Raw genomic sequence first — 12,512 nt, forward strand, 5'->3', positions numbered from 1 at the left:
TCAAGGGTCAGTATCTAGGATGGAAGGAGCAACAGCGGCAGGTGCCTATGAAACGGTTCTTGAGCCATCGGTGCTGTTTTGCGATTCTGTTGGCGATCGCCACCGCCACAGGAGTTGATTTCCCGGCATTTGGGCAAAATGAAACCCAACAGTTGCGCGATATTATGCAGCGGTTGGATGCCCTCCAACAGCGCTATAGTGCTGCCGTCAGTGAACTAGACGTGATTCGTAAAACCTCCTTTGGCGGCGATACCCATAATGTTATTGCCCTTACAAATCAAATTGAGCAATTCCAAAAACAGGGGAATTATGGCGCAGCGGTGGCACCCGCGCGGGACTTGGTGGCGATCGCCGAGCGGGTTTTAGGGCCTAATCACCCCACCGTTGCCGCCGCCTTGAACAATCTTGCCGTTACCTACAAGGAACTCGGCAACTTTAGTGAGGCCATTCCCCTTTACCAGCGAAGCTTGGCCATCCGTGAACAAGCCCTTGGCCCAAATCATCCCGATGTTGCCACCAGCCTCAATAACCTCGCCAATCTCTACACCGATCAAGGTAACTACGGCGAGGCGCTGCCCCTCTACCAGCGTGCCCTTAGGATCCGTGAACAAGCCCTTGGCAAGAACCATCCCGATGTGGGCTTGAGTGTCCACAACTTGGCAGTGATGGACCATTTGCAGGGCAGCTTAACCACGGCCTTGCCCCTATACCAGCGCAGTCTCGGCCTCCTTGAACCCGCCTTAGGGGCAGAACATCCCCTTGTGGCAACAGTGTTGAATAACCTTGCCGAACTCTATCGTGCTCAGGGTAATTATGGTGCCGCGCTTCCCCTTTACCAACGCAGTTTGACTATCCGTGAAAAGGTGCTGGGGACAGATCACCCCGATGTTGCTACGAGTCTTAACAACTTGGCTGAACTCTATCGGGTACAGGGGAATTACGGGGCAGCACTTCCCCTCTATCAGCGCAGTATTGCCCTGCGGCAGCGTACCCTCGGTGGCGACCATCCCTACTTGGCTCTGAGTCTTGCCAACTTAGCAAAAGCCTACTGGGCACAGGGGAATATCAATGAAGCCTTAACGGCCCTCAACCGGGCCCTTGAGATTGAAGAGATCAACCTCAGCCGTAACCTAGTGGTTGGTTCCGAGGAGTATAAACGCAACTATCTAGCCACATTTCAAGACTCCACCAATACCGCCATTTCCTTCCATTTGCAGGGGAATCCCCAGAATCCAGCAGTAGCCAACCTCGCGCTGACAACCATTTTGCGCCGTAAAGGTCGATTGTTGGATGTTTTAGCGGCAACGATCAGCCGCCTGCGCAATCAACTGGATGCGGTGGCTCAGCAGCAACTGGATGAATTAATTCGGGTGCGAACACAGATTGCCAGCCTCACCTTTGGGCGCGATCGCCCACCCCTGGCCAGCCAAATGAGCCAACTGCAACAGCGTGCTAACCAACTGGAAGCGCAACTGGTGAGCCAAAATGCCAACTTCCGTTTAGAATTCACCCCCGTAACCCTCAGGGTTGTGCAGCAAGCTATTCCCGCCAATGCCGTGCTGCTGGAGTTTATTGAATATGTGCCCTACAACCCAAAAACCAACCGTTGGGAGGCTCCCCGCTACGCCCTCTATGGGCTGAAGAATAGCGGTACCCCCCAATGGCAAGACTTGGGTACGGTGGCTGATCTGAATACGGTCATTAAAGCGGCGCGACAGCGGATGGCGGATCCAAGATTGCCAGCTACGGTAACGAAGCCCTCTTTGAAGGCGGCCTATGAGCGCCTCTTGGCTCCTTTGGAACCCTTCCTAGCGGGCAGTACCCATCTGCTAGTGGCTCCCGATGGTCAGTTGAACACTCTGTCCTTTGAGGCTCTGGTGGATCGGCAGGATCGCTATCTAGTGCAGTCCTATACGATCACACTGCTCACCTCAGGCCGCGACTTGCTGCGGCTGCAACAGCGGCGCAAACCTGCAAATCCCCCCTTGGTGGTGGGTAATCCCACCTTTAGTCAAGGGAGTGGTCGCGCCCTGGCAGGGGGTCAGCGGGGGGTCAACCCGCGATCGCTGGATTTGCGCAGCCTCACATTTACAGAATTGCCGGGGACGGCCACCGAGGTAAAAACCCTGAGCACCCTGTTGCCCCAAGCTCAAGTGCTCACGGGTAGGGATGCCACCGAAACGGCAATCAAAGAAACCCGAGGCCCCCGTGTGCTTCACCTGGCCACCCATGGATTTTTCTTGGAAAGGCCGTCCGTGTCTCCCCAAGGCCTGCAAAATACCCGTGGTCTGAATGCCTATGTCCCCTTGGGTGGTGAAAATCCCCTTTTGCGTTCTGGTCTGGCGCTGGCGGGTTTCAATCAACGGCAGAGCGGGGTGGATGATGGGGTATTAACGGCTTTTGAAGTCACCGGCCTCAACCTCGATGGCACCGAGTTAGTGGTGATGTCCGCCTGTGATACGGGACGCGGTGATATTCTCAATGGCGATGGTGTCTATGGATTGCGGCGAGGCTTTACCTTGGCGGGGGCACGCACCCAAGTGAGTTCCCTCTGGAAAGTGGACGACACCACAACTCAACAACTCATGGTTATCTTTTATCAACATCTGGCAGCGGGCAAAGGACGTAGTGAAGCCCTCCGCCAAGCTCAGTTGCAGTTAATGAATGACCCCCGCAAGCAAAGTCCCTATTTTTGGGCTGCCTTTGTCAGTAGTGGTGAGTGGCGACCGCTTCCTTAGGGCCGGGGGTAGCTGATAGGGGTTTGTAATTGGATGCCGAGGGGGCGATTGCGATCAATCCAAAGGATTGGCCCTTGCCGCCGCGGGGGTGGCTCTCCCCAGAGCACAGTGACACTGCCGGGGGGCAAAGGTTCAGGGCTAGGCCATTGACTAGTGAGCCAGACAAGGGAATCAAGGGGATACTCAGCAGCGGAGTCGCCGGGGGCGATCGCCGCCAGTGCCCGCAGGACGGTTGGTTGACCGTGGAGCATCCCCGTGACCGGACTCCAAAACTGAACGGGAATTTGCTGTTGCAAACTGTAAAGGTAGAGGCTGGCCGCCGCAATGACCGCCTGCTCAAAGTCTGCCTCGCTCCAGTGGGGACGGGTATCAAGGGCAATAGTCACCGCATTGCCACCGCTAAAGGTATCAAACTCTCGCACCCGCAGTTCTCCATAGCGCGCACTGGTGCGCCAATGCACCAGACGCAAAGGGTCTCCCCAGCGGTAGGGACGCAAGGCCCGGGTGATGCCCTCTTGGGCAATGTGAAGATGATGCTGGCGATCGCGCCACTCCTGGGAAATCTCTTGCCCCAACTGATCTAATAAAGGACACTGTTGCAGTTGCAGAACCTGTGGATAAACCACCACCTGTTGTGGTACAGGAAAGGAACGCTGACACCAAAAGAGGCCCAAGGGGGCGCCGGTGCGCAGCCGAAGCTGTTGCCATTCATAAACGCCCCGACGGGATGGGATAAGCTCGTACTGCCAAGGCAGGGTTTGCTGTGGTAGCAGTTGCTCGATCGCCTGTTGGGGAAATTCGCGCTGAGTAGCTGACCAGAGGCCACGGGGAACCGGGTCAATCACTTGCAGATTGTGGCGAGGCGTTTGGGTGGCGTTGGTGAGCAAGACCGTAAGGCGGAGGCGATCGCCCGCATGCACTGGAGCCACCTTTACACGCTCCAGCACTAATCCCTGCAAATGGCGCGGTGGTAAAATTGCCGCCACCAAGAGCAGACCAAAAATGATCCCCGTAATAACGTAGAGCCAACCTGCCATGGAGTTAATGGCAGCGGCAAAGAAAAACAGATTCATTCCCAGCAGCAGCAGTCCCCCATAGGCGGGGGTCACCCAGCGTTCCTCCAAAAGCTGATTGAGACGACGCAGCTTGGTCATCGCAAATTTGGGTCTTAGAAGCGGTGGGACTCAGCGGGCAATCGGCTAGGAAACAGGTGGATAAGCAGTTGCTGCAAAGCTTGACGAAAGTCCCCCCTCACACAGCCAGGCTCAAACCGCTGCACCAATTCCCCACGATCAAAAAAGAGAAGCGTTGGCAAGCTCGTCAATTGAAAGTGACGACTGAGGGCAAAGTTTTCATCGGCATTGATCCTGAGAATTTGCAACTGTTGGGGTAGCGACTGCTCCAGTTGATCCAGGAGAGGATCAATGAGGTGGCACAGGCTACACCAAGGAGCCCAAAAATGCACGATCACAGGCACAGGGGCACTGCGAATTTGCCGCTGGAATCCTTCGATATTAAATTGCTGAATGCCCTTCACGTTCTTATCTCGTTTTGTCTTGGGATCATGGTAGCAGTCAGCGACAGTTTTGCAGCAGCGATTTGCAGCGATATGATGCCGTAGGATCAAAATAGTTCATAGGATGTCAATTGACCCTCCCAAATGCCTCCTAAACCTTCCCCCAAGTCCAGCCTTTGGCAAAAACTTTTCCCCCTGCTGCTACGGGAAGCGATCGCCATGCTTCAGGGGATCACTCACCTCCTCAGCAAAGCCACGGCGCAACTTAAGGGGATGGCCACACAACAGGCGATCGCCCCAGAACAGCTGAATCCCGAACATTCATGGGTTGGTCGAGGGGCAGCCCTATGGTGGCAGGGCATGGGCTGGGTACAGCGACGGCTGCCGAGTCACCTCCAGGAGCGTTATAACCGCACGACATTAACTGGGATCGCGATCGCCCTACTCCTTATTCTGCTCCTGTTGAATCCCCTCCGTTTTCAGTCTGCCGCTCGGCCAACGGTGAAAGCGACCCACCCTCCCCAACCCAGTGTTCTGGTGCCGCCTCGTTCTGCTCCCTCACCAACGGCAGCAACCCTAGCCCCGCCGTCCGCACCAATACCAGAGCCGCCACCGCTGCCCACTCCCTCAGCGGTGGCGATTGCTCCTTCCTCCACCGTCAGTGACAGCTTCACCGTCCGCCAGCGGTTGCTGGCCATTTGCGATCGCTACAGCAACGCCCTTGATCCCACCCTGACCCTCACCCCCAGCGAGCAGCGCCTAGAACTAGTGCTGGCCAATGGTTGGTATGATCTTAGTCCTACCAAGCAAGATCAACTGGCACAAAATCTCTGGCAAACCGCCCATGAGTTGGGGTATGAGGCCATAATTGTTATGGATACCGAAGGTCACCTACTTCTGCGTGATCCCGTAGTGGGTGAGAATGCCATCGTTGTCCGTCGCAAGCTGATCTAACCCTGCCTCACAGCGATAAACTTTGCCAATCCGCTAATCTAGAAGAACGCTAACTTTTTTAGCTTTCTATGAGTAACACCACCGTTTCCGCCGAAAAGCGCAAAGCCCTTGAGCTTGCCGTCGCCCAGATCGAACGCAACTTTGGTAAGGGTAGCATTATGCGCCTTGGGGATGCTACCCGCATGAAAGTGGAGACCATTTCCAGTGGCGCCCTCACCCTTGACCTTGCCTTGGGCGGCGGTCTGCCAAAAGGACGCATCATTGAAATTTATGGGCCTGAAAGTTCAGGGAAAACCACGTTGGCACTCCACGCCGTAGCCGAAGTCCAGAAAGCCGGTGGGGTCGCTGCCTTTGTGGATGCCGAACATGCCCTAGATCCCACCTATTCTGCTGCCCTAGGGGTAGATATTGAAAACCTGCTGGTGGCGCAGCCGGATACTGGAGAAGCGGGCTTAGAAATCGTGGATCAACTGGTGCGCTCGACGGCTGTGGATATTGTGGTGGTGGACTCCGTGGCCGCCTTGGTGCCCCGTGCCGAAATTGAGGGAGACATGGGAGATAGCCATGTGGGGCTGCAAGCCCGCCTCATGAGCCAAGCCCTGCGCAAAATTACCGGCAATATCGGTAAAACGGGCTGTACGGTGATTTTCCTGAACCAATTGCGGCAAAAGATTGGCGTCACCTACGGCAACCCGGAAACGACAACGGGGGGAATAGCCCTCAAGTTCTTTGCCTCGGTGCGCCTAGATATTCGGCGAGTGCAAACCCTGAAGAAGGGAACAGAGGAATTTGGGATTCGCGCCAAAGTCAAGGTGGCCAAAAATAAGGTGGCGCCTCCCTTTCGCATTGCAGAGTTTGACATTATTTTTGGTCAGGGGATTTCCAAGTTAGGCTGCGTTCTCGATATAGCCGAGGCAACCGGTGTGATTACCCGCAAAGGGGCTTGGTATTCCTACAACGGTGAAAACCTTGCCCAAGGCCGCGAGAACACAATTAAGTACATGGAGGAGAACCCTCCCTTTGCCCAAGAGGTTGAACAGCAGGTGCGGCAAAAGCTAGACCAAGGAGCAGCGGGCTTTGCCAATTTTGCCAATAGGGTGACTCATACCCATGAGGAAATTGGCGAAGAGGAATAGGGGCGATCGCCTGTGAGGGACTTCCGCAGCAGTAACTTTCGCTCTCCCCAAAACGTGAAGTCTTCCTCAACCACTTCAAAGCCACAGCGGGCATATAACTGCCGTGCTGCTTGATTTTGAGCAAGGACGTGGAGATAGAGATCGGAATAGTCGGAATAGATGGCGTAAAGGTGGGTCTCAACCGCCTGTAATAGCCGCCGGCCAATGCCCCGTCGTCGGTAGTCGGGATGCACGGCCAAGTTAGAGAGATAAGGGTTGGGTTGCCCCTTGATCTCACGGAGCTGCACCTCAACACTTCCTACACATCGAGAAGCGCCTCCTATGGGCATAATGGCTAGCCAACAGTGGTAGTGGGGACGCTCGCGCTGCCAGCGATCGCGCAAATCCTGCTCAATCCCCAACTGGAGAAAACCGCGCCAAAGGGCTTGCCAACCGCCACCGGGATGAAAACTCAGCGCCACGAGCTGAGCCACACTTGGCAAGTCGGTGATCTCTGCTGCACGAATCTCAATCATGCTAGGGCTGAGGAAGGGCAGATTGCTCCAGTTGGCTCATCAGTGCCCGCAGGGGGGGCTTGGCCAATAGGGTTTGCGTATCCGCCACCAAGCGATCGCCCCAGAGGTTCTCCCGTTGAAACTCCACCGTGCCGTAGCGACTATCGAGACGCAGCGCCTCCTCTGCGAGTTGTATTGCCCTTTCTTCCTGCCCCAGGCGAAGGAGAGCCGTGGCCAAAGCCAGTTTAGGCTCACTGGCCTTGGGGTCAATGTCTGCCGCCTGTTCCCAGTTCTTTGCCGCCTGCTGAATCCTGCCTTGCTCATAGAGCACCAAACCAATGTTGGTGTAGGCTGGCCAAAACTGGCGATCCAAACGCAGGACACGACGGTATTGAGCGATCGCCTGCTCCTTTTCTCCCAGTTTGAGATAGGCGTTGCCCAGATTAAACCATTCCTCTGTGGCATCGGGTTTGAGAGCCAATCCCTGGGCGATTGCCCGCACCGCTGCCCCGTACTGTCCTAGGCGAAAGTGGGCAGTGCCTAGGTTGAAATAGGCGGCTGGATTTTTGGTATTCAGTTTCAAGGCCTGCTCTAGGGCAGGAACAGCCTCCTGAGGTTGATTGACCGTGAGATACAGGCCACCGAGCAAGGCCCAGATCTCGTGGGCCTGAGGTGCTAACTGCACGGCCAGCTTGGCTCGCACCAACGCATCTTGAAATTGCTGGAACTGCGCCAGTTGCAGGGCTTCTTGTGCCACGATAAAGCCATTTTGCTCCATCTCCTTAGGATTGAGTTCAAGGGTGCGCGGTAGCACCACCTGCGCCGTGGCCACACTGCTACTGAGGAGGACTAGACTCAGACCAAAGATAGAGCGGGCAATTGTTTTAAGCACGATGGGCGTCTCGGTGTTGACTAAGCAGGACGGATTCTTCTTTAGTTTGCCACAACCTCTCCGCACTTGGTGTTTGCTGTTGCCGCCTTGGCGCCAAGACGCTTGCTTTCTGAAAAACAATAGATTAATTTAGACCTTGACTAGGATCTCAATTTATATTTCTCTTTACATTTTCTAAACAAAATTAAATGTGTTTTTGAGGAAGCTTAAATGTCAAGCAGTTCAGAGCAAAACATCCCCAACTATCTTGTTCCAGCAATTCTTTCAACAATTTGTTGCTGTTTACCCGTTGGAATTATCGCAATTATCTTTGCCGCCCAAGTTGACTCAAAGTTGACCGCCGGCGATCGTGCCGGGGCGCTAGAGGCCTCAAATAAGGCCAAGTTGTTCACTTGGATGGCTGTCATTTTAGGATTGCTGGGAAGTGTTCTTTATGCGGTGCTCATGGTTCTCGCAATTATCGCCGAGCAGGGGGGCCAGTAGCCGGCAGGCGTTCATAATGGTCAGGCGATCGCCAGCGCAACAGGTGAGTGGCCGGTTGTTGCAATAGTTCAGTCCTCAAGCCCAGAGCCCGGCGCGGGTTTACCGTCGCCAATGTTAACGCTGCTTCAAAATTGCACACTCCCCAGTCCACTAATCGTCCCACCATGGTCAGCAGCGGCACTGTGGTACCGCAGAGGGTGCCATCAGCCAATCGTGCAGTGCCATTTTTGACCTCAATGTGCCGCTCATCCCAAGGGTACAGGCCATCCCCTAACCCCAGCGGTGCCAGCGCATCACTGACCAAAAACAGGCGATCGCCCGCGCATTGCCACAAAATCCGTAACATTTGGGGATGGACATGAACCCCATCGGCAATCACCCCACACCAGACCCGCTGATCGGTCAGGGCGGCTGCTAACAGTCCCGGCTCTCGATGGTGGAGGGGAGGCATGGCATTAAAAGCATGGGTAATCATAGTGGCACCCGCCTCAAAAGCCGCCTGGGCTTGGGCTAGGGTGGCCATGGAGTGGCCTAAACTGACGGTAATTCCTAACTCCCGCAAGTAGGGCAAAACCTGATGGCTTGTATCCAATTCCGGCGCTAGGGTGAGAATGCACACTGCTGGGCTAAAGGCTGCCAGAACTGCTTGAACAGCTTCCAAGGTCAAGGGTTGCAGATACTCTTGGGGGTGGGCCCCCCGCTTGTGGGGATTGAGAAACGGCCCCTCTAAATGGACGCCGAGAATCTCAGCTTCCGGCTCCAGAGAGTTCGGCACATACTGGTGAATCAGTCCCAAAGCGGTGTGAATTGCCCCTAGGGGAGCGGTTACGATGGTGGGGGCATAGGCATCAATCCCCTGTTGCCAAAGGTAGCGGCTAATTTTAGGCAGCGGTTCTGCCGTCTTCAACTCCGGAAAAGGAATGCCCAAGGCACCGTTAATTTGTAAATCGACCCCCCCCAGGGAGAGATAATCACCAGCAAAATCCACAACGCCAACAGCTTGCGGTGGAATTAAATCTGAGCCAATGGCGACTACCTTGCCATCGGCAATTTGTACCTGTTGCAGGCGATCGCGCCCCAAAAGCCGGACCCGATCCAGCCATTGCGCCGCCATCATGCGGGCGTTGCTTGTAAATCAGGACGTTCTTCGGGCACAATTGCCCCCTCGACAGGACACACTTGCAGACAGATGCCGCAGTCAATGCAAGTGGCAAAATCAATCCAGAACCAATCCGTGCCCTTGCTATTTTTGCCCGGCCCTGGATGAATACAGGCTACCGGACAAGCCTCGACGCAATCAGCAACCCCTTCACAGGTATTGGTGACAATCGTGTGGGCCACAGTGTTTTCCTCACTGAGAGTGGAATTCACCTATCCATTGTAAATCTGTAAATCCCGCGGCTAAATCCCTAAATCTGACTTAGCAGCTTCAGCCGCCTCTAAGAGCGCAGGTGTGGGTAGTTCCTGCCAGTCGGGATCGCCGATTTCCCCATAGAAACTTTCATCATAGCTACGGGTTTGAATCACCACTGGCATCGGCACTGCATGGCCAAGGACCAGAGCCTGCTGTTTAGAATCCAGCTTTGCCAACACTGAACGCAACTGCTGTGATCCGGGCACCCCAGTGAAAATTGCCTCAATGTCTTTTTCATCGTTGAGGAGGGCCGTAATGCGAGTACCAATTTGCGACATGATTTCACTATCAATGCCGGAAGGCCGCTGATCCACAACCAGCAAGGTCACGAAATACTTGCGCATTTCGCGGGCGATCGTGCCAAAGATCGTCTGTTTTACGGTTGCTGGATCCAAGAAGCGGTGAGCTTCTTCAATCGTGATTACCAGTTGCCGGGGGCGATCGCTCGGATTTTTCGTTTGCAGAAAGACCTCTGACTGCTGCACGTAGGCTTGGTGAATGCGGCGGGCAATAATATTCGTCGCCAGCATATAGGAGAGCATATTCGCTTGGGAGCCAAACTCAATCACCACATGTTGACCTGCAGCCAGGGTCGCCAAAATTTGGCCAATGTAGTTCTTGCTACAGGTGTTGCGTAGGTACTTCAGTTGTTCCAGCCGCGTGAGTTTGCGTTGCAGGGCCATGATAGAAGCCTTGCTGCCCATTTTTGTTTCACAAAACTCCTGAATCTCCTGATTGGTCATCATCAGCAGGCGAGTGATCCAGCCCTTACCAAACTCGTTGCGCAGAATCATTGCATTTTCTAGGCTGGCCTCCGAGAGGTTGAGTTCTGCCTGCACCAGCGCCAAGTCCTCGACCTCGATTTGATCAAAACCAATGTAGAGTTCCTGGGCATCGCGCACGCCCCGCCGTTGGGTGGATTCAGGGTCAAGGGTATAGATCTTTACTTGGCGTGGAAACAGTTGCCGCAATCCCTTAACGGTACTCAGTTGCTTGCCTTCCCGGGTGGCCTCCCAGCCATACTCCGAGTGCATATCAAAAATCAGGTTCACCGCCGCCTGTTTGCGGATAATCCCCGACAACAACAGCCGCGTCAAAAAGGACTTGCCCGTGCCCGACTTGCCAAATACGCCATTGCTGCGCTCCACAAAGCGATCTAAATCCAAACAAATGGGCACCGCCATATCCAAAGGGGTACCAATGGCAAAGTGGCGGCGCTGCGGATCGTCCTCCCAGCCAAAGACGGCACGAAAGTCTCGTTCACTGGCTTCGTAAACCGGACTGAAGTGGGCAGGAATGGTTTTCACAGGACGGAGTTCCTGCTCATCGTCGAGAATCATCAGCATTGGCGCCACACTCAAGGTGGCAAACGTGCCATTGCCTGCTAGCACCTCCTGCAAAAAGGTATCTTCAAGGGCGGGGGGATTGAGGAGAATGCGGGGATTGGCAGTGCCGAGAGCCACATCCGTCAGCAGGCAAAAGAAGCGCGATCGCCGGCCTTGCACCACCAAAAATTGCCCAACCCGCAGTTCCTCCACTGAAACCTGACCACTGAGTCGCACTTCAAGGCCTTGACTGAGGGAGCCTTGGACGACTATTCCCAGTTGTTGAGCCGTCATCTTTATTGCGTCTTTATTGCGCCGTTACAGCCTGGATCCGTTGGGGATCCCCAAAGCGGGGAGCACCAGCTTGGCTGTGGAATTCCGCCCCCGGTAGTTGACTCGGTTGGAGGGTTTGACTGAGGTGCTGCACATAGCGATCCTGCGCCCGCCGAAAGCCCTCTAGGTTGCTGCCACCATTCAAGAGTGCAAAACAGACAGTGCCGTATCGAGCCGTAGGCAAGACCCCCACTAGGGCACTCACATTCCAAAGGGAACCGGTTTTCACTAGCGTTGCCGCAGGCAATTGACGATCCTCTAATGTACCGCCGTCGCGCCCTGCCATGGGTAGCACATCTGCCAAACTGTGGTTTTTCGCGGCTAACTCCTGCTGGAGGGCAAAGAGCATACCACACACTGCCCGGGGAGAAATTCGATTCTCCTCCCCCAGCCCTGAACCATTGATCAGTTGAATTTCAGCGGCGGAAACATTGGCTTTACGGGCAGCCACTTGAGCCACGGTTGCAGCACCTCCTACCATTTCTGCCAGCATTTCTGCAATTCCATTGTTGCTGTAGATATTCATTTGCCGCACAATTTCCCCTAAGGGAAGGGAGCGGTGCTCTAGGCGAATCGTGACATTGGCGGGGATCGTCCCTTGGAAGCGTGTTCCACCGGCAATACTCACTTGGGGGCGCGGTTGTTCCTTGAGGTGCTGCCCATAGGCCGCTGCAATTTCGGGGGTCCACCGGCGATGATCGAGGGCCAGTTTGAATAGCTCTGCGCTGATCTGGGGGTCAGAGTAAAAGTTCATGATAAAGGGAGGGACGATGACTAAGTTCCCTTGCACTTGCTGAATTCCCAAGCGATTGAGGGCATTGCCAAGGGCGATCGCCTCCTCCCACACAAACAGGGGATCATTGCCGCCAATCAAGACCAAATCCCCCCTGAGGACACCATTTTGTAGCCTGCCTGTCGTGCCAATGCGAGTGAGAAACTGATGCTCAAAGGGGTATTTGTCGAGAACAGCAAGGCTCGTGGCGATTTTGGTGACCGATGCAGCAGGAAGGGGGCGATCTCCCTGGTGGTTTACAAGTAACTGCTGGGCACTTTGAATCCAAATCCCCTGTTGGCTGGGGGCAAAGCCTTCTTCAGCTAGCGTTTGCAGGTAGCGATCGCGATACTGATACAGCGCCGCATGATAGGGAAAAATCACTGCTTTGAGAGCCTCAAAGGGCGGCTGTCCCCAGTACCATGCTACTGCTGCCAATAGCTCCAACATGGGCC

Annotated in this window: 12 protein-coding genes; 4 read left to right on the top strand and 8 right to left on the bottom strand. The window is 54.9% G+C overall.

The window, feature by feature from the left end; translation table 11 throughout:
* The first annotated feature begins 47 nt into the window (after positions 1-47).
* Positions 48-2,738, top strand: a complete 2,691-nt coding sequence (locus NK55_RS08580) for a CHAT domain-containing tetratricopeptide repeat protein (RefSeq protein WP_024125348.1) — start codon at positions 48-50, stop codon at positions 2,736-2,738.
* On the opposite strand, the gene NK55_RS08585 is transcribed toward NK55_RS08580, so the two are convergent.
* Together NK55_RS08585 and NK55_RS08590 are read right to left on the bottom strand one after the other, a co-directional pair.
* Complete coding sequence (locus tag NK55_RS08585) at positions 2,735-3,892, bottom strand: DUF58 domain-containing protein (RefSeq protein WP_024125349.1); 1,158 nt, start codon at positions 3,890-3,892, stop codon at positions 2,735-2,737. The two genes, NK55_RS08580 and NK55_RS08585, sit on opposite strands and share 4 nt — an antisense overlap.
* 14 nt (positions 3,893-3,906) lie before the next feature.
* Positions 3,907-4,275 (bottom strand): co-chaperone YbbN, encoded by a 369-nt coding sequence (locus NK55_RS08590; protein ID WP_024125350.1) that lies wholly within the window; start codon positions 4,273-4,275, stop codon positions 3,907-3,909.
* A gap of 123 nt (positions 4,276-4,398) precedes the next feature.
* On the opposite strand from NK55_RS08590, the gene NK55_RS08595 reads away from it, so the two are divergent.
* Both NK55_RS08595 and recA read left to right on the top strand, forming a co-directional pair.
* Entirely contained in the window at positions 4,399-5,208 is an 810-nt protein-coding gene (locus NK55_RS08595; protein ID WP_024125351.1) for a hypothetical protein, read from the top strand.
* A 68-nt stretch (positions 5,209-5,276) separates the two neighbouring features.
* Positions 5,277-6,344, top strand: a complete 1,068-nt coding sequence (gene recA / locus NK55_RS08600) for a recombinase RecA (protein WP_024125352.1) — start codon at positions 5,277-5,279, stop codon at positions 6,342-6,344.
* Here the strand turns inward: recA and NK55_RS08605 are convergent.
* On the bottom strand, positions 6,311-6,859 hold the full coding sequence (locus NK55_RS08605) for a GNAT family N-acetyltransferase (RefSeq protein WP_024125353.1): 549 nt from the start codon (positions 6,857-6,859) through the stop codon (positions 6,311-6,313). The genes recA and NK55_RS08605 overlap by 34 nt on opposite strands.
* 1 nt (position 6,860) lies before the next feature.
* Positions 6,861-7,730, bottom strand: a complete 870-nt coding sequence (locus tag NK55_RS08610; RefSeq protein ID WP_024125354.1) for a tetratricopeptide repeat protein — start codon at positions 7,728-7,730, stop codon at positions 6,861-6,863.
* 210 nt (positions 7,731-7,940) lie between these two features.
* Here NK55_RS08610 and NK55_RS08615 point away from each other — a divergent pair, with 210 nt between their 5' ends.
* Positions 7,941-8,213: a CD225/dispanin family protein gene (locus NK55_RS08615; RefSeq protein ID WP_024125355.1), complete on the top strand. Its 273-nt coding sequence runs from the start codon at positions 7,941-7,943 to the stop codon at positions 8,211-8,213.
* Here the strand turns inward: NK55_RS08615 and nagA are convergent.
* The 4 genes from nagA to NK55_RS08635 are packed head-to-tail and all read right to left on the bottom strand — an operon-like array spanning position 8,188 to position 12,507.
* The gene (gene nagA / locus NK55_RS08620) at positions 8,188-9,330 is read right to left on the bottom strand and encodes an N-acetylglucosamine-6-phosphate deacetylase (protein ID WP_024125356.1); all 1,143 of its coding nucleotides are present in this window, start codon (positions 9,328-9,330) and stop codon (positions 8,188-8,190) included. The genes NK55_RS08615 and nagA overlap by 26 nt on opposite strands.
* Positions 9,327-9,554, bottom strand: coding sequence for a ferredoxin family protein (locus NK55_RS08625; protein ID WP_024125357.1), 228 nt, complete (start codon positions 9,552-9,554; stop codon positions 9,327-9,329). Before NK55_RS08625 ends, nagA begins: the two co-directional genes overlap by 4 nt.
* A 60-nt stretch (positions 9,555-9,614) precedes the next feature.
* On the bottom strand, positions 9,615-11,246 hold the full coding sequence (locus NK55_RS08630) for a helicase HerA domain-containing protein (RefSeq protein ID WP_024125358.1): 1,632 nt from the start codon (positions 11,244-11,246) through the stop codon (positions 9,615-9,617).
* A gap of 13 nt (positions 11,247-11,259) precedes the next feature.
* Positions 11,260-12,507: a D-alanyl-D-alanine carboxypeptidase gene (locus NK55_RS08635; RefSeq protein ID WP_024125359.1), complete on the bottom strand. Its 1,248-nt coding sequence runs from the start codon at positions 12,505-12,507 to the stop codon at positions 11,260-11,262.
* Positions 12,508-12,512 lie beyond the last annotated feature (5 nt).

This window comes from Thermosynechococcus sp. NK55a (assembly GCF_000505665.1).
In the GTDB taxonomy this organism is placed as follows: domain Bacteria; phylum Cyanobacteriota; class Cyanobacteriia; order Thermosynechococcales; family Thermosynechococcaceae; genus Thermosynechococcus.

What these genes read in the sequence shown, in the direction of transcription:
- NK55_RS08580 (WP_024125348.1), top strand. Translation starts at nt 48, where the DNA reads ATGAAACGGTTCTTGAGCCATCGGTGCTGTTTTGCGATTCTGTTGGCG.
- NK55_RS08585 (WP_024125349.1), bottom strand. Translation starts at nt 3,892, where the DNA reads ATGACCAAGCTGCGTCGTCTCAATCAGCTTTTGGAGGAACGCTGGGTG.
- NK55_RS08595 (WP_024125351.1), top strand. Translation starts at nt 4,399, where the DNA reads ATGCCTCCTAAACCTTCCCCCAAGTCCAGCCTTTGGCAAAAACTTTTC.
- recA (WP_024125352.1), top strand. Translation starts at nt 5,277, where the DNA reads ATGAGTAACACCACCGTTTCCGCCGAAAAGCGCAAAGCCCTTGAGCTT.
- NK55_RS08605 (WP_024125353.1), bottom strand. Translation starts at nt 6,859, where the DNA reads ATGATTGAGATTCGTGCAGCAGAGATCACCGACTTGCCAAGTGTGGCT.
- NK55_RS08615 (WP_024125355.1), top strand. Translation starts at nt 7,941, where the DNA reads ATGTCAAGCAGTTCAGAGCAAAACATCCCCAACTATCTTGTTCCAGCA.
- nagA (WP_024125356.1), bottom strand. Translation starts at nt 9,330, where the DNA reads ATGATGGCGGCGCAATGGCTGGATCGGGTCCGGCTTTTGGGGCGCGAT.
- NK55_RS08630 (WP_024125358.1), bottom strand. Translation starts at nt 11,246, where the DNA reads ATGACGGCTCAACAACTGGGAATAGTCGTCCAAGGCTCCCTCAGTCAA.
- NK55_RS08635 (WP_024125359.1), bottom strand. Translation starts at nt 12,507, where the DNA reads ATGTTGGAGCTATTGGCAGCAGTAGCATGGTACTGGGGACAGCCGCCC.